We start from the raw sequence: 20,201 nt of genomic DNA on the forward strand, positions 1-20,201 counted from the left end.
TCTCCTATTTCAGTGGCTTGACGGGCTACAGGCGTGAAGCCAAGCCGCTTGTTTGAAAGACCATCGCAAATCTTCGAGATTGACCGGCGCCTTCCAATTTCGTCATCCTAGGGCGTAGCAGGAGCGAAGCTCCGTCGCGAAGACCCTAGGATCCATGCCGTAACCTCAGTCGAAGAGCGCAGCCGAGCGGAATTCTGCACCGCAGCGGCTGTTTTGATGTCACGGCATGGATCCTGGGGTCTGCGCCGCGTCGCTTCGCTCCTTGCTCCGCCCCAGGATGACGAAACGAGAGGCGTTTCAGCTAATCTCCAACGCATGCGACCCGTCATGCGCGCAGTGCCCGACCCGTAAGCCTTCTGCGCCATGGACCGCTTTATTCCTTTGGCTCGACCGGAGGCTTGCTCTCGTCCACCGGCTTATAGAGATAGAAGAACTGCCAGACGGCATAACCGGCGAAACCGAGTGCGATCGTGCCCCAGAACGGCGCGCCGGTGGCAAACTCGACCACGGCCCAGGCCAGGCAGACCGCGACGATGGCAACGCGCCGCCACAGAGGCCGGAAGAACGGATGCTCGGAGTCCTTCATCGGATCAGCCCCCGCATCGGATCAGCCCATCGTCGGGAACACTGCGTTCAAGCATTGGGGAAGCCCTGTGTCTCAACCGTGTAGCCGGCGACCGTCATCACCCGCATCAACTCCTTGTAGCCGACTTGCGCCATCTTGAGTGGCGGATTCTTTCTAGGGTCCTGCTCGGCCTCGACCACGAACCAGCCTTCATAGCCATAGTTCGCCAGCCTTTCCACAATGGCGCCAAAATCCAGCGAGCCATCTCCCGGCACGGTGAAGGCGCCGAGCGCCACGGCATCGAGGAAGGATTGCTTCTGGCGGTCGAGTTTCTCGATCACCTCCATGCGCACGTCCTTCACATGCACGTGGTTGATGCGCTTGTGATGATTGTCGATGGCGCGCAGCACGTCACCACCGGCAAAAGCCAGGTGGCCTGCATCGAGCAGCAGCGGAATGCCTGCTCCCGAGTAGCGCATGAATGCATCGAGTTCGGGCTCGGTCTCGACGACCGCAGCCATGTGATGGTGATAGGAGAGCGGCATGCCTTGCTCGGCGCACCATTCGCCGAACTGCGTGAGGCGCCTCGCATAGGCTTTCATCTCGTCGTCCGAAAGCCTGGGCTTGGTGGCGAGCGGCTTCGAGCGATCGCCCTGGATGGAGCGGCCGACCTCGCCATAGACGATGCAAGGCGCGTTCACCGCCTTGAACAGATCGATCATCGGCTGGATGCGATCCTTGTTCTTCGCCATCTCTTCGTCGACCAGCGTACCGGAGAACCAGCCACCGCAAAGCGTGACGTCGGCCTCTTTCAGGATCGGCAGCATGATTTTCGGATCATTGGGAAAGCGGCGGCCCATTTCCATGCCGATGAAGCCAGCCGAACGCGATTGCGCCAAGCATTCCTCCAGCGACACGTCATCGCTCAGTTCCGCAAGATCGTCGTTCCACCATGCAATGGGGGACATGCCCAATTTGGCTTTCAAGTCGTCACTCCGATTTTCAGGTTCGTGCTTACCCCCCTTGTGGGGAGGGTCGCTGCGAAGCAGCGGGGTGGGGATGCGGCGCCGATCTCCACCCGGACCTTCGGTCCGACTTCCCCACAAGGGGGAGGTATGGGCTCGGCCTTACTGACATCAATCTCCAATCTTCTGCATCTGCCGCTTTTCATCGTAGGCTTTGCGCGCCGCGTTGACTTGCGGGCGCACCGAGACTTCCGGCACGGCAACATCCCACCAGCTTCCACCGGCCTCGGTCGAAACCAGCGGATCGGTGTCGATCACCAGCACGGTCGTTCGTGCATTCTTCTTCGCTTGCGCCAGCGCCGTTTCCAGCCCGGCGATCGACGAAACCTTTTCGGCGATGGCGCCGAGGCTTGCTGCATGCGTGGCGAAGTCGATATCGGCCATCACCTCGTGGCGAGCATCCTTCAGCAGATTGTTGAAGTTGGCGCCGCCGGTCGCCATCTGCAGCCGGTTGATGCAGCCATAGCCGCGGTTGTCGAGCAGCACGATGGTCAGCTTGAGGCCGAGCATCACCGAGGTCGCGATCTCGGAATTGAGCATCAGATAGGAGCCGTCGCCGATCATGACGACGACTTCTTCGTCGGGCTTGGCCATCTTGACGCCGAGCCCTCCTGCGATCTCGTAGCCCATGGTCGAAAAGCCGTATTCGGCGTGGTAGGAGCCGGGCGCGCCCGCCTGCCAAAGCTTGTGCAACTCGCCGGGCAGGCCGCCGGCGGCATGGAGCAGGATGACGCCGGAACCCATGGCGCGCTGCACGGCGCCGATCACCTGCGCATCCGACGGATAGGCGGCATTGGTCGAAGCCGTCACCTTGCCGGCATCGGCCTGCCAGTCCTTCTTGCCCCCGACAGCATTGTCGGTCCAGGCGGCCGGCGCCTTCCAGCCTTCCAGCGCCGCTATGAGCTCGGCGAGCCCTTCCGCCGCGTCGGCCACCAACGGCAACGCCTGATGCTTGCCAGCGTCGAAGGGCTGGGCGTTCAGCCCGATGATGGTCTTGCCGGCATTCTTGAACAGCGCCCACGAGCCGGTGGTGAAATCCTGCAACCTGGTGCCGACGGCAAGCACGACATCGGCTTCTTCAGCCAGCCGGTTGGCCGCCGAAGTGCCGGTGACGCCAACCGCCGCCATGTTGAGCGGATGATCGTCCGGCAGCGAGGATTTGCCGCCCTGCGTCTCGCAGACCGGGATACCGGCGCCCTGCGCCAGCTTCGCCAGTTCACTGGAGGCCTGCGAATAGAGCACGCCGCCGCCGGCAATCACCAACGGCTTTTTCGCCCCCTTCAGCGCCGCCACCGCGGCGGCCAATTCCCCACGGTCCGGACGCAGCCGGCGCTGATGCCAGATCCGTTCGACGAAGAAGCTCTCGGGATAGTCATAGGCCTCGGCCTGTACGTCCTGGCAGAGCGCCAATGTCACCGGCCCGCATTCGGCTGGATCGGTCAGCACCTGCATGGCGCGATTGAGCGCCGGGATGATCTGCTCCGGCCTTGTGATCCGGTCGAAATAGCGCGACACCGGCCGAAAACAGTCGTTGACCGTCGCCGTGCCGTCGGAAAAATCCTCGGCCTGCTGCAGGACGGGATCGGGGATGCGATTGGCGAAGACGTCGCCGGGGAGAAAAAGAACCGGCAACCGATTGACGTGGGCGAGTGCTGCCGCCGTCACCATGTTGAGCGCGCCGGGGCCGATCGAACTGGTCGCCGCCATGAAGCGGCGGCGAAAATTGGCCTTGGCGTAGGCGATCGCCGCATGCGCCATCGCCTGCTCGTTATGGGCGCGGAAGGTCGGCAATTCGTCGCGCACCTGATAGAGCGCCTCGCCGATGCCGGCGACATTGCCATGGCCGAAGATCGCCCAGACGCCGCCGAAGATCGGTATTTTCTTGCCGTCGATCTCTGTCATCTGTCGGGCAAGAAAGCGGGTCAGCGCCTGTGCCATCGTCAGGCGGATTGTCTTGGTCATCTCGGTTTCCTCCGCAGTCCTTATGCCGCGCCTTCTTATGCTGCTTTGCGGCCGCGTGCGGCAAGCCATGCCTCGGTCAGCCTCTCGAAGCGAGACGCCATGTCGGCGATAGCCTCCTCGTCCGACATCTTGCCCGCAAGCCATTGTTCGGCCGCGTTGATGAAGATGGTGCGGCCGACGGCGAAGCCCTTGACGATAGGTGCCTTGGCGGTGGCGGCAAAGGCCGCTTCCAGCTCGTCCTGCGGCGCTTCCAGGCCGAGCAGCACAATGCCGCGGCACCACGGATCGTTCTTCAGGATCACCGCTTCGATCTTTGCCCAAGCACCGGCTGAGGCCTGCGGCTCGAGCTTCCACCAGTCGGGCTTGATGCCGAGCGCATAGAGTTCCTCCAGCGCGCGCGGGATCGTCGTGTCGTCGAGCTCGCCGTGCTTGCCGGCGATGATCTCGATCAGCAGTTCTCTTCCCACTTTCCGCGCGGCCTCGAACAGGCTTTTGAGCTTCTGCTGCTGCTCGGTCTTCAGCGCGGCGGGGTCGTCCGGATGATAGAAGCACAGGCATTTGATGCAATGGTCGACCGGCCACTCGATCAACTGCGAGCCGATGTCCTGCGAGAATTCGAAACGAAGCGGGCGAGACCCTGGCAGCTCGACCGGCCGGCCGAGCCAGGCGAAGGAATGGCGGGCAAATTCGAACATCGCCTCGCGGCCGTATTTCTCGTCGAGCAGCATGCCGTAACCGGCACGGCCGGCGGCGACCTTCGCCGCTGCCTTGACCGTCAGCACTTTGAAATCATGGATGCGCGAGGTGTCGGCACCGGCTTTCGCGGCGACATCGTCGAGCTGGATACGGTGGTCGCAGGCCAGCGCCATCAGCGAGGGAATATCGCGCCGGCGCGTCGTCGCCCAATGGATATGATTGATCGCCTCGTCCTTGCGCAAAGCCATGTGCTTGCTGCCGTTCTTCAGGAAGAACTGCAATTCCTCGAAGGTCGGGTATTCCGGCGCGCAGAGCAGCCGCGACACGGCGAAGGCGCCGCAGGCATTGGCCCAGGTCGCCGCCGTCGCCAGGCTTTCCTCGCCGAGCCAGCCGCGCAGGAAGCCCGACATGAAGGCGTCGCCGGCGCCAAGCACATTATAGACCTCGATCGGAAACCCCTTGCCGACGATGCCGTCCTCGAGATCGTCGCTGATCGGCCCGTCATAGACGATGCAGCCCATGGCGCCACGCTTCAAGACGATGGTGGCCGCCGACAGCGAGCGGATCGTCTTGAGCGCGTTCAGGCAATCGTCAGTACCGGAGGCGATCATGATCTCTTCTTCGGTGCCGACGATCAGGTCGCAATCGGGCAGTACCGATTTCAGCTGCGCGGAGACCCGGTCGGATTTCACATAGCGCTCGAACCCTTCGGCATGACCGGCAAGGCCCCAGAGGTTGGGGCGGTAGTCGATGTCGAACACCACCTTGCCGCCCTTGGCCTTGATGGCGCGGATCGCCTTGCGCTGCGCGGCATCGCTGTTGGGCCGCGAAAAATGCGTACCGGTGACGACGATGGCGCGTGCCGAAGCGATGAACGCCTCATCGATATCGTCTTCCGAAAGCGCCATGTCGGCGCAGTCGCTGCGATAGAAGATCATCGGCGAGACGCATTCGTCCTCGACCGACAGCAGCACCAATGCGGTCAAGCGGTCCGGATCAGTCTTGAGGCCGTCGACCGAGACACCCTCGCGTGTCAGCTGTTCGCGGATGAAGCGGCCCATCTGCTCGTCGCCGACGCGGGTGAGCAGCGCCGAGCGCAGGCCGAGCCTGGCCGTGCCGACCGCGATGTTGGCCGGACAGCCGCCGACCGACTTGGCAAAGGACGTGATGTCCTCCAGGCGCGAGCCGATCTGCTGGCCATAGAGATCGACGGAGGCGCGGCCAATGGTGATGACGTCGAGCGGCGCATGTTTCGCGTCCATGGCTTCGCCCATTCGAACCTCCCGTCGGCCTTGTTGTTTTTCACACGCGAGCGGCAGCGTGGCGCCGGCAATATGAAATAATAATTCCAATCCATAGTCAATATGGAACGAGCATTCCCAGGCCGAAAAGTGGCCCTCTACGCCTTGCGCTTGCGGCCGGCATCACGCCGCTTCTCCCCAACCGCGACGGTCAGCGCCATGGCCAGCGCCATCGTCGCCGACAGCGAGCGGAAACCGGCGAAGTCGGCCTCGGCGACCTCGAACCAGACCTTGGCGAACTGGGCGAGCGGCGAGAACGAGCTGTCGGTGATCGCCACGATCGGAACGCCCTGTTCCGAGATGACGCGCGCCTCCTCGATGGCCGCCGGGGCATAGGGTGAGAAACTGATGGCGATGACGGCGTCCCTGGGCGAGGCAAAGCCGATCATTTCGGCGTTGAGGCCGGCGGCCGATTCGATCAGCTGGTTGCGGATCTTGAGCTTGCCCAGCGCGTAGGCGATGTAGGAGGCGACTGGATACGAGCGGCGCTTGGCCAGCACATAGATGGTCTCCGCTTTTGCCAGCAAGGCGATCGCATCTTCGAAATGGTCTTCGTTCAACCTGCCTGAAATGTCGTTGAGCGAGGTGCTGGCCGCGGCGACGAAGCCGTCGAAGATCGCCCGGTGACCGGCGCCTTCCTCGGCCTTGGCACGCAATGCCGCCAGTCTTTCGTCATAGGACGAATTGCGCTCGCGCAGGCGCTCGCGAAACACCAGCTGCAGGCTGGTGAAGCCGTCGAAGCCGAGCTGCTGGGCGAAGCGGATCAGGGTCGAAGGCTGAACGCCGGCGGAGGCGGCGATGCTTGCGGCGGTGCCGAAGGCAATATCGTCGGGATTGTCGAGCGCATAGGCGGCGATCTGCGCGATACGCTTGGGCAGGCTCTGCCGCCGCTCCAGGATCGTCGCCCGCAATGTCTCGAAATCGCGGGGCACCCGTTCGTCCATCGTCGCTCCGCCCAAGCCCATCAATCGATGCTGTGTGCCCCATCATAGCGAGCCTGTGCAAGAAGGCCATAAAAAATGAGGCATGCGTTCCATTTCTGGATAAAATGGACTAATTCATCCACACAAATCTTCCTGACAGCGGAGACAAGGGAAATGGTCGGAGTCGGTCTTATCGGCACGGGCTTCATGGGCAAGTGTCACGCCATCGCCTGGAATGCGGTCGGCACCGTCTTTCCCGATGTGACCAAGCCAAGGCTGGTCCATCTCGGCGAGGTCGATGAGGACCTTGCCAAACGCCGTGCCACCGAATTCGGCTTCGCCAGGGCCTCCGGCGATTGGCGCGCCGTCGTCAACGACCCGGACGTCGACATCGTCTCGCTGACCACGCCGAATCAGTTCCATCCGGAAATGGCCATCGCCATCCTCGAGGCCGGCAAGCATCTGTGGTGCGAAAAGCCGATGGCGCCGAGCTTCGCCGAGGCGCAAGCCATGGCGGCGGCGGCCCAAAAGTCCGGCAAGGTGGCGGCTCTCGGCTACAACTACATCCAGAATCCGGCGATCCGCCATATCGGTGCACTGCTCGACGAGAAGATCATCGGCGAGGTCAATCATCTGCGCATCGAGATGGACGAGGATTTCATGGCCGACCCGGAGGCGCCGTTCTTCTGGAAGCACGAGGCGGCGTCCGGTTACGGCGCGCTCGACGATTTCGCCGTGCATCCGCTATCGCTGGTCGCCGTGCTGTTCGGCCGCGTCGCCCGCGTCATGTGCGACATGACCAAGCCTTATGCCGACCGCCGCGTCGCGTCCGGCGGGCGCCGCGCGGTCGAGACCTACGACATCGCCAGCGTGCTGATGCATCTCGAAAACGGCATTGCCGGCACGCTGCTGGTCAACCGTTCGGCCTGGGGCCGCAAAGGCCGGATCGCCATCCAGCTCTTCGGCTCGAAGGGTTCCATCCTGTACGACCAGGAGCGGATGAACGAGTTCCAGCTTTACCTGACATCCGACCGCCCGACCGAGCAGGGCTACCGCACCATCCTGGTGGCGCCGCATCACAAACCTTATGACGCCTTCGTGCCGGCGCCCGGCCACGGCCTCGGCTTCAACGACCTCAAGATCGTCGAATGCCGGGAGCTTTTGACGCGCCTTGCCGGCAAGCCGGCGCGGATCATCGATTTTGACGAAGGGCTGGAGATCGAGCGCACCGTGCACGCCATGGCGCGCTCGTTCGAGGAACAGCGCTGGGTGGATGTGAGATAGCTCAAACTGGGAGCCGGCGACGCATCAGTTGCCGGCGGTTGTGGCGTTGATCTCCCACCCGTCCACCCAGAGTTGCCGCAGATCATCGCCTTCGCCCTTGAACCGTAGGCCTGTCGGCTGGCAGTCATCGATGCGGTCGCTGCGGAAATTACGGATGGCCTGGCGGAGTTCGCACCAGGCGACGATGTTGGCGGTTTCGGCATAGTAGATGAGGGCGATCGGGCGGATGATGCGTTCGGTCGCCCGGCCCGCTTCATCGCGATAGGAGAGGCCGAGCTTTTCCTCGTCGCGGATGGCGCGGCGCACCAGCGCGAGATCGACCGCCGAGGCCGAAGGTGCTGCGAATCCCCAGGCATGCAGGGCGTTGGCGTCGAGCGTCTGGCGCAAGGGCGGCGGCACCGCGCCGGCGATCTTGGCGCCGACGCGTTTTGCGGCCTGCTTGAGCTCGTCGTCGCCGGTGCGTTCGAGCAGCGCCAGCGACAGAACGATCGCTTCCATCTCCTCGATGGAAAACATCAGCGGCGGCAGATCGAAACCGGGACGCAAAATGTAGCCGATGCCGCGCCCGCCCTCGATCGGCACGCGCATCGCCTGCAGGGCCGAAATGTCGCGATAGACCGAGCGCACTGTCACTTCCAGGCGTTCGGCGATCGTAGCCGCCGTCACCGGCTTCCGGGCGAGCCGCAGGATCTGAATGATCTCGAACAGGCGCGAAGCCTTGCGCATTTCCTCACCCGGCTGAAACGCAACTGACACATCCCCGTCAGTTGGAGCGTTCTATAGGAACGCCCATCGGTTTGAAAATCAACGGAGTCCTCCGGGATTTGGCCGCATGAGGCTCCACGCAACTGACATGAGCTATACGGAAAATCTCTGGCTGTTCTTCGTCCTGCTATTCGGCATCATCGTCGTCCCCGGCATGGACATGCTGTTTGTGCTGGCCAACGCGCTGACCGGCGGACGCGACCGAGGCCTTGCCGCGACTGGCGGTATCATGCTTGGGGGCGTGGCGCATACGCTCAACGGGGCGATCGGCGTCGGCCTGCTGATGCATTTCGTGCCGATCCTGTTCAAGCCGCTGCTGATCGCCGGCGCCACCTACATGGCCTATATCGGCATCACGCTGATGCGCAGCTCGATCACCGTCGGCCATGATGGGCCGGCCGGCAGCCGCACTGCCTGGACAGCCTTTCGCCAGGGGTTGGTCACCTGTCTGATCAACCCGAAGGCCTATCTCTTCGTGATTGCCGTCTATCCGCAGTTCCTGAAGCCGGCTTACGGACCGATCTGGATGCAGGCGACCGTCATGGGGCTGCTGACGGTCGCTACGCAGGCAGCGATCTATGGCGGGCTCGCCATCACCGCCGGGCGCAGCCGGGGGCTGCTGGTCGATAATCCCCGGGCAACCGTTCTCGCTGGACGCGCGGCCGGGCTGCTGCTGTTCGCGATCTCGGTATTCACCGCATGGGAAGGGCTGAGGGCGGCGTGACCCTTACCAAGGGCCACGCCGCGTTTCTTCCGGCACCCCATCCGTCTCGCCGCGCCGCGCCGATCCCTTTTCTCCCACGAGAGGAGAAGGCGAAGTCCTCAGGCGGCTCCCGGGCGGCTGGCGATCATGGCGCGCCGCGCTGACCGGCGCCGCTCGACCGCGTCGGCAAGGCCGTGCAGCACCGCCTCGGTGGTCGCCCAGTCGATGCAGCCGTCGGTGATGCTCTGGCCATAGACGAGCGGCCTGCCCGGCACGACGTCCTGCCGGCCGGCGACGAGGTTGCTCTCGATCATCACACCGATGATGCGCTCGCCGCCTGCCGCGACCTGGCCCGCCACCTCAGCCGCCACCGCCGGCTGGTTCTCCGGCTTCTTGTTGCTGTTGGCATGGCTGACGTCGATCATCAGCCGGGGCGCGACACCGATCCGGCCGAGTTCCGCGCAGGCCGTGGCGACGCTTGCCGCGTCATAATTGGGCTGAATGCCGCCGCGCAAGATGACGTGGCAGTCCTCGTTGCCGGTGGTCGTCGCGATGGCGCTGCGTCCGCCCTTCGTCACCGCCATGAAATGATGCGGCTGGGCGGCGGATTTCACCGCCTCGGCGGCAATCCGCAAATTGCCGTCGGTGCCGTTCTTGAAGCCGACCGGGCAGGACAGGCCGGATGCGAGTTCGCGATGGATCTGGCTCTCGGTCGTGCGCGCCCCGATCGCGCCCCAGGCGACCAGGTCGGCAATGTATTGCGGGGTGGCCATATCGAGGAATTCGGTCGCCGCCGGCAGGCCGAGATTGTTAACGGCGGAGAGCACGTTGCGGGCCAGCCTCAGCCCCTTGTCGATGTTGAAGCTGCCGTCGAGGTCGGGATCGTTGATGAGGCCCTTCCAGCCGACCGTCGTGCGCGGCTTCTCGAAATAAACGCGCATGACGACCTCGAGCCGGTCCGCCAGGGCCTCGCGCAGCGCCGCCAGACGGCTGGCGTAGTCCACGGCGGCAACCGGATCGTGGATGGAACAAGGGCCGACGATGACTACAAGTCGATCGTCAGTCCCCGTCAGGATGGAATGGATGGCGTTGCGTGACGTAGCAACGGTGCGCGTCGCCGTCAGTGTGCGCGGAATCTCCCGCATCACCTGGTCCGGCGTGCTCAGTTCCTTGAGTTCGGTGACCCGAAGATCATCTGTGGTGGTCAACACGGCTTTCTGCTCCTGGTTGGGAGACCTGCCGGCTGAAACAAAAAAGCCGCCAGGTCTGGCGGCTGTTCGGATTTTGATGCTGCAATCTTCAGATCGAGCGCAATCCTCCCGCCGCCAGCGAGCTGCTAAAGTACCAATACGTGGCGGTCAGGTTGATCATGCGGCTCATATAATCGAAGCCGGGGCGCTTGTCACGTGCTTGATTGGGCCTACCAGCGCGGATCAGGCCATTCGACGTTGTCCCACTCCAAAAGGTCTCCAGGTGACAGAAGATTCTTCTCGCCGCGTTGAAGGCGGTATGTGTAGAGGGTTTCGTACATGGTTCGAAACTGGACAGTAGGTCCAGAAAATGCCGCCTTCGCTCAGCTTTTGACCATGAGCAGAAAATCGCGGTACGGCTCCAGAGACCATCGAAAACATTGCGGTATGCTGGATCCAGCCGCTGCCAATGCGCAACTGCTTCAGCGCCAAGCGCTGCGAAATCCTCCTTGAGAGCCTCCGGCCTGGGTTTTAGCGGTGTGTTCGAGATACGCCAGCGATACCCTCAGCATCCTTTGCTGAAGAAGAATAACGGGCCACAGCGCCTGGACACCATAACGGATGCCCATTTCCTCATGATCTGGGGGCGGCTGCAGAATCTCGCATTGGCGTTCGTAGGCCTTCCGGACATCGTAGGCTAGATTTAGGAACAGGCCTTCTCTGTCCTTAATGAGCGGCGATCGCTCATTGATGTCATGCACGACCGTGTGTAGCCATCGAAGAGACGTGTAGTCGCCGATCAGAAGAATGCCAGCGTGGTTTTTCAGCAATTGATATGAAAGCAAATGCACTCCTCCTTGCCTCTAGTCGTTTTCGAGGTTCGACATGCTGAGCCGGGCGGTTCACGCAGTCCAGGGATCGAAGAGTTCAAATCCAAAGCCTTCGAAATCCTTCATATTGCGCGTTGCCAAGGTGAGCTGCCGCGCAATCGCGGTGGCTGCGATCAGGCCGTCCATTGACGACAGACCGCGACCCCGGCGCTTCGCAAGGCCCATCAGGTCGCCCCAAGCCAAGGCAACCGGTTCGTCCACCGGAAGAACCCTCTGCTCGAAGCGCTGCGGCAGATCCTGAGCTAGCCATTCGGCCAGTGCCTCGCGTTTCCGGCCCTCATCCATGAGGGCGACGCCACGCCGGATCTCGGCGATTGACACGACGCTGATGAATGAGCGGTCCTCATCAAGCCCGTCCAGCCAGTCCAGAACGCGTGCGTCCGGCGCCGGCCTTGTCACCTCGGACAGGACATTCGTATCGAGCAGTAGCCTCACAGCGGCAGATCACGCGGTTCGTCGCGCTGACGCTCAAGGTTGAGATCGGCGCCGCGCAGCGGCGACTCCATCAGGAACTCCGCAAGCGTACCCTTGCGCGCGGTCTTGCGCTGCCATTCCTCGGCCGAGACGACAACCACGCTTGGTTTGCCGTTTCTGGTGATCGTCTGCGGCGAAGACTGCGCGCGCTCGATAACCTCCGAGAGCCGGGCTTTTGCCCCGGCGACCGTCCAGTTGGTACCCTCTTTAGGCGCAGACTGCATCTCAGCTTCCATGACCATTCTGACTATCTTGACTATATGGGAATGGCGATGTGGCGGCAACAGGGAAGGAGAGGGGCTTTCAGAGCCTGGATACTTTGGTCCGGAACCGTTCACGCCGGCACTGATATTTTCGGGTCTTCTCGGCCGACGCATGGCCGAGCTGTTTCTGGACGAGAGGCTGCTCCGTCGATCCTACTCTGGCGACGATCCGGCGATGTTCTGGTCATAGTCGACCAGCGATCCCGTCATGACGCCGGATTGCGGGCTGATCATATAGCTGATCAGCCGGGCAAGCTGGTCCGGCTTCACCAATTGGCCCATCGGCTGCGCAGCCTCGGCCTTTTCCAGCCAGTCGTCTGGCGCGTCGTGCCATTTCTTCTGCACGATCGCTTCGCCCTCGGAGTCCATCCAGCCGGGCAGCACCGCGTTGCAGCGGATGCGATTGCCGCGATAGGCATTGGCGACATTCTTGGTCAGCGTCATCAGCGCGCCCTTGCTCGACGAATAGGGAGTCAGGAAGGACTGGCCGCAATGCGCCGACATCGAGAGCACGTTGACGATCGAGCCGGGCGCCTTGCGGGCGAGCAGATGCGCCACCACGCCCTGCATCAGGAAGAAGGGGCCGCGCACATTGGTCGCAAAGATCGTGTCGAAAAGCTCTTCGCTTGTCTCGACCAGCGAACCGCGCGCCGAGGTGGCGGCGGCGTTGACCAGCGCGTTGACGGCGCCGAAATGGGCGATCGCCGTCTCGACGGCCCGCTTGCAATCGGCCACCTCTGAGACATCGGCGCTGATGAAGATGGCGTCGACGCCGTTTTTCTTCAGCGCGGCGACGGCCTTGTCGCCCTTTTCCTGCGAGCGGCCGACCAGCGCCAGCGCCCGGCAGCCCTCATCGGCCAGCGCCTCGGCAACGGCGAAGCCGATGCCTTGCGCGCCGCCTGTGACGATGGCGCATGTTTCTGAATTGCGATCGGCTGAACCGTTCATCGCCTTGCTCCTGTGATTGGTGTTGCTCAGCTGTCGAGGCGGACGGTCTTGCCTTCGCTGGCCGATTTCAGCGCCGCGTCCGCCAGCCTCAGCGCGACGAGCCCGTCCTTGCCGCTCGGCGCCGCCTTCTTGCCTGACGTCGCCGCTGCGATGAAGGCGGCGATCTCGTTGGCATAGGCATCGAGATAGCGGGTCATGAAGAAGTCGTGCAGCGGCGGGCGCGTATAGCCCTTCTCATTGGCCAATTCGATCGACACCGGCCGCTGGTTCTCGGCCGATATCATGCCTTTCGAGCCATGCACTTCGATGCGCTGGTCGTAGCCATAGGTGGCTCGCCGCGAATTGGAGATAACGCACTGCTTGCCGGAAGCGGTTTCGAGGATGACGCTGACGCTGTCGAAATCGCCGGCCTCGCCAATCTTCTTGTCGACCAGCACCGAGGCATGGGCGCTGACGGCCACCGGCTCCTCGCCGAGCAGGAAGCGCGCCATGTCGAAATCATGGATGGTCATGTCGCGGAAGATGCCGCCCGAGCGGCCGATATAGTCGAGCGGCGGCGGGCCGGGATCGCGCGACGTGATGGTCACCATCTCGACCGTGCCGATGGCGCCGTCGTCGATCGCCTTGCGCACGGCGGCGAAATGCGGATCGAAGCGGCGGTTGAAGCCGACCATCAAAGTGGCGCCGGCCTTGTCGACCACGGCCAGGCATCTTTCCACCCTGCCGGCGTCCAGGTCGATCGGCTTCTCGCAGAAGATCGCCTTGCCGGCCTTGGCGAACCGCTCGATCAGATCGGCATGGGTGTCGGTCGGCGTGCAGATGATGACCGCGTCGATATCCCCGGCTTTTTCGATGGCCTCGATGGTGCGCACGTCGGCGCCATAGGCCGACGCCAGCTCGGTCGCCGCCTTCTCGAAGGCGTCCGCCACGGCGACCAATTTGGCCTGCGGATTGGAGCCGACCGCGCGGGCGTGGACTTTGCCGATACGGCCGGCACCGAGGAGGGCGAAGCGGAGAGGCATAGGAGTTTCCTTTGAGGATGGTTCGAAATGGAAGTGTCTGCGCGCCGGCCTGTCAAGCCGAGAGGCACGGGGATTGTCTTATCGTGGCAGAGCGGCGACGGACCGACAGCCCGCCGCCGCGGCATCGATTCTAGGCGGCAAGTTCCGCCTCCCCGGTCTTGGAGCCGGTGATGTAGGAGACGATGTCGTTTCCGTCGGTGTCCTGCTTGCGCAAATTGGCGACGATGCGGCCGCGCCGGAACACGACGATGCGGTCGCAAAGGTCAAACACCTGGCGCATATTATGGCTGATCAGGATCAGCGGCTCGCCATTGGCCTTCAGCGTGCGGATGATGTTCTCGACCTGCATCGTCTCTTGCACACCAAGTGCTGCCGTCGGCTCGTCCATGATGATGAGCTTGGAGGCGAAGGTCGCGGTTCTGGCGATCGCCACGCACTGGCGCTGGCCGCCCGACATATGGCGGATGGTATTGTTGAGGTTGGGGATCTTCACCGCGGTGCGGACCAGTGCCGCCTCGGTCGCCTTGCGCATGAACTTGCGATCGAGGATCGAGAAGGGCCCGAGATTGAAAAGCACCTTCTCGCGGCCGAGAAACAGGTTCGACGGTACGTCGAGATCGTCGGCAAGCGCAAGGTTCTGGAACACGGTTTCGATGCCCGCCTCGCGCGCCGCGATCGGGCCGGAGAAGTTCACTTCCTGGCCGTCGAACCAGACCTTGCCGCTGGTGCGCTGCTCGACGGCGGTGATCTGGCGCACGAAGGTCGATTTGCCGGCGCCGTTGTCACCCATGATGGCGACGTGCTCGCCCTTGCGCAGTTCGAAGTTCGCGCTTTCGAGCGCATGCACGCCGCCATAATATTTGGTCAGGTTTTCGGTCTTCAGGACGATGTCTGACATGATCAAGCCCTCATTGCCCGCAGGCGCTGGCGCCACTGGTCGAGAACGACTGCGCCGATGATGATCACGCCCTTGACCATCTCCTGGTAGTAGGCGTCGAGGCGCAGGAAGGTGAAGCCGGAGATGATGACGCCGAAGATCAGCGCACCGATCACCGTTCCGATGATCGAGCCGCGGCCGCCCGACAGCGAGACGCCGCCGATGACCGCCATGGCGATCGCGTCCAGTTCGTACATCACACCCATGCCGGCCTGAGCGGTGAGGTTCTTGGAGCTCAGCACCACGGCGGCGAGTGAGGCGAGGATGCCGGCAATGACGAAGACGAGGATCTTGTGGTTCTGGACATTTATGCCGGACATGCGGGCGGCATCCTCATTGGAGCCGATGGCATAACAGTGCTTCCCATACCGTGTGTATGTCATGATCAGCTGGAACAGCACCGCCAGCGATATGAAGATGATGACCGGCATCAGCCCCTTGCCGATTGCGGCAAAGCTTTCGGTGGGAAACGAGATCGGCTGCCCCTTGGACCACCATTTGGCGACGCCGCGCGCGGTGACCATCATGCCGAGCGTGGCGATGAAGGGTGGAATGCGGGTGTAGGCGACCAGCGATCCGTTGATCAGGCCCGCCAGCAGGCCGCAGCCGATCGCGACGAGCACCGGCACGATCACCGGCAGGTCGGTCCAGCCCTGCGCGAGGAACATCGCCTTGGGGTTAGGGTTGCCGTTGACCGTCGCCACCTGGGCGAAACTCATGGCGATCATCGCCGTGGCGCCGACGATCGAACCCGAGGAAAGATCGATGCCGCCGGAAATGATCACCTGCGTTACGCCGATGGCGATGATGCCGACGATCGATACCTGCAGGATGATGATCTGCAGGCGCGCCTGGTTGAAGATCGTATCGACATTGGCGCGGGTGTTGAACAGGAAGCTGTCGCCGAGAAAGATCCGGCCTATCAGCTCGAAGGCCCCGACGAGGATGATGAGCGCCAGGAAAACGTTGAACTCGGCAGGCCATGTGCGCTTCTTCGCATCATAGCTGAGACCGCCGACGCCATGGGTTGTCTGTGCCAAATCTTGCTTCCTCCGTCAGCAGTCGCCGTTCCGCCGCCTGTCTACGGCGATGAGGGAAAGAGGAGCGGCGCCGTCCCTTGCTTTGAGCATCGGATTTCCCCAAAACCGGTTTCCACGTTTAGGTCCGATGCTCTTGTTTCGAGCATTGGACCTTCTCGAAACCGGTCCGATGCTCTGACGCGCCGCTCCCTATCGAAACGATCCCGCTGCCTCAGTTCTTCTGCAGGAACTTGTCGATGTTTGCCGGCGTGACCAGCTGGAAGGGGATGTAGACCTTCTGTTCGACCGTCTCGCCCTTGGAAAGCTTGAGCGCGGCGTCCAGGGCGCCGGCGCCCTGGCCGGCCGCATCCTGGAACACGGTCGCGTCGAGGTCGCCCGCCTGCATCGCGGCAAGCGCGTCCTGGGTGGCGTCCACGCCGCCGACGACAACCGACTTCATGTCGATGTTGGCGGCCTTCATGGCCTGGATGGCACCGATGGCGCTTTCGTCATTGTTGGCGATCACGCCGTCGAACTGCGTGCCGGTCGACAGCCAGTTGGTCATCAGATTCTGCGCTTCCTCGCGTTTCCAGTTCGACGTCTGCTTGTCGATGATCTTGATGAAGCTGCATTCCGCAGTGGCGATCACATCGTCGATATCCTTGGTGCGCTGCACCGCGGCCTGGTTCGACAGCTCGCCCATGATCACGTAGACATTGGCCTCGGTCTTGCCGGCCTCCTTGAACAGGCGGCAGACTTCCTGGGTTTCGAGAGTGCCGGACTCAACCTCGTTGGAGGCAACGAAGGCCTGGTTGTCCGGCAGGGTGTCGACGTTGACCGGCTCGCGGTTGACATAGACCAGCGGAACCTTGGCCGCAGCTGCGGCGTCCGACATTGCCTGGGTGGCCGAGGTGTCGACCGGGTTAACGATGATCGCGTCGACGCCCGAGGCGACGAAGTTCTTGATCTGGTCAAGCTGCTTGGCGACGTCGTTCTGCGCGTCCTCGACCTGCAATTCCACGCCTTCCATGCCCTTGGCCTGCTCGATCATGCCGTTGCGCAGCACGGTGAGGAAGTTGTCGTCGAACAGCGCCATCGACACGCCGATCTTGGCGGCGAGGGCGGACGAACTCATCAGCGCCGAAAACACGACGCCCAAAAGCAGTTTCTTCATTTTATTTCTCCTCCACAGAATTGGTGTCCGGCTACACCGATCTACCCGGAATCCCCGCTCTCCCGGGGAATCTCTCCCGATTGCCATCTCCGTTCCCGATGGCGATTTCCGCGTTGACTGGAACGCCACGTCCTCCGCTTGAAACAGATGTTCCGGAACGAAAGAACCAAAATGCCTAGTTAGTGAAATATTTATTCCATTCTGAGTGCGGGCGTCAAGGAGATTCCGAAAGCGGACGCCGGATTTTCGGATAACGCAGCTGAGGGTCGGCAAATCTTCTGCAAGAATCCATCAGGCTGATGGTTCACATCATTGCCGACGCATTCGCGATGCCCGATCTGAACCTGGATGCCTTGTCTGAGCCCAGAGGTTTTGCCCGAACCTAGATGTTCTCGGGCAGATAGATATCGAAGGGCAGGAAGGTCTGGCCCGGCGCATTGGCAGCGCCTGCCTCGATGGCATGCGCCATCAGCCCGACAAGTTCGCGGCATAGTGCTGCCAGCGGCGTCGAGATCACCATGGTCAGGATGTTGTCGGCGAGCGCCGCGCGCGATTCGGCGTTGATCTCGTTGCAGACGACCACCGGCATATTTACCGGCCTCACGGCCCTGAGCGCCGAGACCGCGCCTTCCATGCCGCCGCCGGCGACGTAGCAGCCGGCAAGATCCGGGTACCGCGCCAGAAGATCGATCATCGCATCATGGGTGACCTGGTTGGCTTCCAGGTTGACCAGCGTCTCCAGCACCGTGAATTCCGGCGCATGCTCGCGGAAGAATGATCTGAAGCCGATCTCGCGCAGCTCATGGCCATGGAAGCGATGGCTGCCGACAAAAAGGGCGACCTTGCCGGGCTTTCTCGCCGCCTTGGCGATCATCCAGGCCGCGGTGCGGCCGACCTTGCGGTTGTCGAGGCCGACATAGCCCTCCCGGATACCGGCGGCAAAGTCGGACAACAGCGAGAAGACGGGTTGCCCCCTTGCCTTCAGGGTCTCGACGGCTGCCGTCAGCGTCGGATGGTCCGGGCCGACAAGGGCGACGGCCCTGGATTTCGCCGCCAGCTTGCGCATCTGGGAAGCGATCTCGTCGGGCGCCAGCGAACTGGCGAAATCGATGGTTGCGACGCCGCGGAAGCGCTGCGACTGCGACACCGCCAGTTCGAGCTCCCGCGCGAAATCGTTATAGAAAACATCATTGCCCCTCAGCAGCAGAAAACCGAGCCGGTATTCAGGCAGTTCCTGGCGCATCCGCTGCTTGATCAGCCCGGCGGCGTGGTAGCCGATGCTGGTGGCGGCCTCATAGACGCGGCGCGCGGTTTCCTCGCGCACCGGCAAGCGGTTGTTCAGCACCCGGTCGACTGTGGCGACGCTGACCCCGGAGATGCGCGCCAGATCGGTGATGGTCGGCCGTTTTGCCATGAGATTCCTGCCTGATTGCTAGCATAGCCTTACACCACTATGATAGGAAATGATAGAAACTATCTTTGTGACATTGAGCCTATCATGGCTTGGCGCTACTTTACAACGCAAGCACCTGTGGCAGGGGGCACCCGTCCTGACGGACGTTGTGCCGACGGAGGCAGCGTCTATGGAAGCGACACTATCCGCAACGCCCTCCCGGCGTGACTACAGCCTGCTCGGCCGCGACGCGAAGCGCGCCGTCGAGACCGGGCTGGCGGCGGCCGAGTGGTATCACACCGACGTGCCCCGCAAGCAGATGAAGGAGCTGATGAAGCGGGAGGACGGGCCGGCGATCCGCGATACGATCATCTGGCTCGGCGCGCTGATCCTGAGCGGCGCCGGCGGCGCCTGGTTCTGGGGCACGTGGTGGTGCGTGCCGTTCTTCTTCGTCTATGGCGTCCTTTATGGATCCTCGACAGATTCACGCTGGCACGAATGCGGTCACGGCACCGCGTTCAGGACGCAGTGGATGAACGATGTGATCTACCAGGTCGCCAGCTTCATGATCATGCGCAACCCGGTGACCTGGCGCTGGAGTCACACGCGGCACCACACCGATACGATCATCGTCGGCCGCGATCCGGAGATCGCGGTGATGCGCCCGCCGGATCTGTTGCGCGTCGTGCTCAATGTCTTCGGCATTGTCGATGCCTGGCATGCCATGACCGACATGGTGCGCAATGCGGCCGGCATCATCAGCCCGGCGGAAAAGACCTTCATTCCCGAGCAGGAGCAGCCGAAGGCGATCCGCATCGCCCGTATCTGGACAGCGATCTATGCCGCGACGATCGCGCTGGCGCTTTATACGGGCTCGTTCCTGCCCTTGATGCTGGTCGGGCTGCCGAGGCTCTACGGCGCCTGGCATCATGTCATGACCGGCCTGCTGCAGCATGGCGGCCTCGCCGAAAATGTCATCGACCATCGCCTCAACAGCCGCACCGTCTACATGAACCCGATCAGCCGCTTCATCTACTGGAACATGAACTACCATGTGGAGCACCACATGTTCCCGATGGTGCCCTATCACGCGCTGCCGAGGCTGCACGAGTTGATCAAGCACGACCTGCCGGCGCCGACGCCGTCGATCCTGGTCGGCTATCGCGAGATGGTGCCTGCCTTCCTGCGCCAGCTGCGCCATGAAGACTATTTCCTCAAGCGCGCGCTGCCGCCGACCGCGAAGCCCTATCGTGAAGAGCTTCACAACGATAACCATGCTGTCGCGGCGGCAGCGGAATGACATGCGCCCGTGCCGGGCAAGTTGACCAAGCAAAATTCTGCCGGGAGGACCGATGAGCGACTGGGTCGAGGCCTGTGATGCCGAAGACATCGACGAAGAGGACGTGATGCGGTTCGACCATGACGGCCGCACCTTCGCCATCTATCGCAGCCCCGACGACGAATATTTCGCGACGGACGGTTTGTGCACGCATGAGAAGGTGCATCTGGCCGACGGGCTGGTGATGGACGACATCATCGAATGCCCGAAGCACAATGGCCGCTTCAACTACAAGACCGGTGCGGCCAGGGGTGCGCCGGTCTGCGTCAATCTCAGGACCTATCCGGTCAAGGTCGACGCCGGCAAAATCCTCATTCAGATTGGGTGA

The 20,201-nt window shown here is 62.7% G+C and carries 20 protein-coding genes and 1 pseudogene; 4 read left to right on the forward strand and 17 right to left on the reverse strand.

Going from position 1 to position 20,201, the window contains the following annotated elements:
• Nucleotides 1-373: 373 nt before the first annotated feature.
• The 5 genes from EJ066_RS08910 to EJ066_RS08930 all read right to left on the reverse strand — a co-directional run bounded on the left by EJ066_RS08910 (nucleotide 374) and on the right by EJ066_RS08930 (nucleotide 6,493).
• Nucleotides 374-586: a DUF3329 domain-containing protein gene (locus EJ066_RS08910; RefSeq protein WP_126036847.1), complete on the reverse strand. Its 213-nt coding sequence runs from the start codon at nucleotides 584-586 to the stop codon at nucleotides 374-376.
• Nucleotides 587-633: 47 nt separating this feature from the next.
• Nucleotides 634-1,551, reverse strand: coding sequence for a myo-inosose-2 dehydratase (gene iolE, locus EJ066_RS08915; protein WP_126036849.1), 918 nt, complete (start codon nucleotides 1,549-1,551; stop codon nucleotides 634-636).
• A gap of 150 nt (nucleotides 1,552-1,701) precedes the next feature.
• Nucleotides 1,702-3,552 carry a 3D-(3,5/4)-trihydroxycyclohexane-1,2-dione acylhydrolase (decyclizing) gene (gene iolD / locus EJ066_RS08920; RefSeq protein WP_126036851.1) on the reverse strand — a complete coding sequence of 617 codons (1,851 nt, stop codon included), beginning with the start codon at nucleotides 3,550-3,552 and terminating at the stop codon, nucleotides 1,702-1,704.
• A 35-nt stretch (nucleotides 3,553-3,587) separates the two neighbouring features.
• The gene (iolC, locus tag EJ066_RS08925; RefSeq protein ID WP_126036853.1) at nucleotides 3,588-5,522 is read right to left on the reverse strand and encodes a 5-dehydro-2-deoxygluconokinase; all 1,935 of its coding nucleotides are present in this window, start codon (nucleotides 5,520-5,522) and stop codon (nucleotides 3,588-3,590) included.
• A 125-nt stretch (nucleotides 5,523-5,647) separates the two neighbouring features.
• Nucleotides 5,648-6,493: a MurR/RpiR family transcriptional regulator gene (locus EJ066_RS08930; protein WP_189644459.1), complete on the reverse strand. Its 846-nt coding sequence runs from the start codon at nucleotides 6,491-6,493 to the stop codon at nucleotides 5,648-5,650.
• Nucleotides 6,494-6,646: 153 nt separating this feature from the next.
• Here EJ066_RS08930 and EJ066_RS08935 point away from each other — a divergent pair, with 153 nt between their 5' ends.
• Nucleotides 6,647-7,756: a Gfo/Idh/MocA family oxidoreductase gene (locus EJ066_RS08935; RefSeq protein ID WP_126036857.1), complete on the forward strand. Its 1,110-nt coding sequence runs from the start codon at nucleotides 6,647-6,649 to the stop codon at nucleotides 7,754-7,756.
• Nucleotides 7,757-7,780: 24 nt separating this feature from the next.
• Here the strand turns inward: EJ066_RS08935 and EJ066_RS08940 are convergent, their stop codons facing one another.
• Nucleotides 7,781-8,482 carry a YafY family protein gene (locus tag EJ066_RS08940; RefSeq protein ID WP_126036859.1) on the reverse strand — a complete coding sequence of 234 codons (702 nt, stop codon included), beginning with the start codon at nucleotides 8,480-8,482 and terminating at the stop codon, nucleotides 7,781-7,783.
• Between the two features lie 127 nt (nucleotides 8,483-8,609).
• Between EJ066_RS08940 and EJ066_RS08945 the strand changes: the two genes are divergently transcribed.
• Nucleotides 8,610-9,245 (forward strand): LysE family translocator, encoded by a 636-nt coding sequence (locus tag EJ066_RS08945; RefSeq protein WP_126043798.1) that lies wholly within the window; start codon nucleotides 8,610-8,612, stop codon nucleotides 9,243-9,245.
• 98 nt (nucleotides 9,246-9,343) lie between these two features.
• On the opposite strand, the gene EJ066_RS08950 is transcribed toward EJ066_RS08945, so the two are convergent.
• From EJ066_RS08950 to EJ066_RS09000, 11 genes and pseudogenes are all read right to left on the reverse strand, one after another.
• The gene (locus EJ066_RS08950; RefSeq protein WP_126036861.1) at nucleotides 9,344-10,435 is read right to left on the reverse strand and encodes a 3-deoxy-7-phosphoheptulonate synthase; all 1,092 of its coding nucleotides are present in this window, start codon (nucleotides 10,433-10,435) and stop codon (nucleotides 9,344-9,346) included.
• A 461-nt stretch (nucleotides 10,436-10,896) separates the two neighbouring features.
• The gene (locus EJ066_RS08955) at nucleotides 10,897-11,259 is read right to left on the reverse strand and encodes a hypothetical protein (protein ID WP_126036863.1); all 363 of its coding nucleotides are present in this window, start codon (nucleotides 11,257-11,259) and stop codon (nucleotides 10,897-10,899) included.
• A gap of 57 nt (nucleotides 11,260-11,316) precedes the next feature.
• A complete protein-coding gene (locus EJ066_RS08960) occupies nucleotides 11,317-11,739 on the reverse strand; it encodes a type II toxin-antitoxin system VapC family toxin (protein ID WP_126036865.1) in 423 nt (140 codons plus the stop codon).
• The gene (locus tag EJ066_RS08965; RefSeq protein WP_126043799.1) at nucleotides 11,736-12,002 is read right to left on the reverse strand and encodes a type II toxin-antitoxin system Phd/YefM family antitoxin; all 267 of its coding nucleotides are present in this window, start codon (nucleotides 12,000-12,002) and stop codon (nucleotides 11,736-11,738) included. Before EJ066_RS08965 ends, EJ066_RS08960 begins: the two co-directional genes overlap by 4 nt.
• A gap of 79 nt (nucleotides 12,003-12,081) precedes the next feature.
• Nucleotides 12,082-12,186: pseudogene (locus EJ066_RS31800) on the reverse strand (integrase); the annotation flags it as partial.
• 8 nt (nucleotides 12,187-12,194) lie between these two features.
• Nucleotides 12,195-12,989 carry an SDR family oxidoreductase gene (locus tag EJ066_RS08975; protein ID WP_126036867.1) on the reverse strand — a complete coding sequence of 265 codons (795 nt, stop codon included), beginning with the start codon at nucleotides 12,987-12,989 and terminating at the stop codon, nucleotides 12,195-12,197.
• A gap of 26 nt (nucleotides 12,990-13,015) precedes the next feature.
• On the reverse strand, nucleotides 13,016-14,011 hold the full coding sequence (iolG, locus tag EJ066_RS08980) for an inositol 2-dehydrogenase (protein ID WP_126036869.1): 996 nt from the start codon (nucleotides 14,009-14,011) through the stop codon (nucleotides 13,016-13,018).
• A 130-nt stretch (nucleotides 14,012-14,141) separates the two neighbouring features.
• Complete coding sequence (locus tag EJ066_RS08985; RefSeq protein WP_126036871.1) at nucleotides 14,142-14,909, reverse strand: ATP-binding cassette domain-containing protein; 768 nt, start codon at nucleotides 14,907-14,909, stop codon at nucleotides 14,142-14,144.
• 2 nt (nucleotides 14,910-14,911) lie between these two features.
• Nucleotides 14,912-15,988 (reverse strand): ABC transporter permease, encoded by a 1,077-nt coding sequence (locus EJ066_RS08990; RefSeq protein WP_126036873.1) that lies wholly within the window; start codon nucleotides 15,986-15,988, stop codon nucleotides 14,912-14,914.
• Nucleotides 15,989-16,199: 211 nt separating this feature from the next.
• Nucleotides 16,200-17,141, reverse strand: coding sequence for a sugar ABC transporter substrate-binding protein (locus EJ066_RS08995; protein WP_126036875.1), 942 nt, complete (start codon nucleotides 17,139-17,141; stop codon nucleotides 16,200-16,202).
• A gap of 382 nt (nucleotides 17,142-17,523) precedes the next feature.
• Complete coding sequence (locus EJ066_RS09000) at nucleotides 17,524-18,555, reverse strand: LacI family DNA-binding transcriptional regulator (protein WP_126036877.1); 1,032 nt, start codon at nucleotides 18,553-18,555, stop codon at nucleotides 17,524-17,526.
• A 169-nt stretch (nucleotides 18,556-18,724) separates the two neighbouring features.
• Between EJ066_RS09000 and EJ066_RS09005 the strand changes: the two genes are divergently transcribed.
• Nucleotides 18,725-19,834, forward strand: a complete 1,110-nt coding sequence (locus EJ066_RS09005; RefSeq protein ID WP_126036880.1) for a fatty acid desaturase family protein — start codon at nucleotides 18,725-18,727, stop codon at nucleotides 19,832-19,834.
• A 52-nt stretch (nucleotides 19,835-19,886) separates the two neighbouring features.
• Nucleotides 19,887-20,201 (forward strand): MocE family 2Fe-2S type ferredoxin, encoded by a 315-nt coding sequence (locus EJ066_RS09010; RefSeq protein ID WP_126036882.1) that lies wholly within the window; start codon nucleotides 19,887-19,889, stop codon nucleotides 20,199-20,201.

The organism is Mesorhizobium sp. M9A.F.Ca.ET.002.03.1.2, assembly GCF_003952365.1.
Classification (GTDB): Bacteria; Pseudomonadota; Alphaproteobacteria; order Rhizobiales; family Rhizobiaceae; genus Mesorhizobium.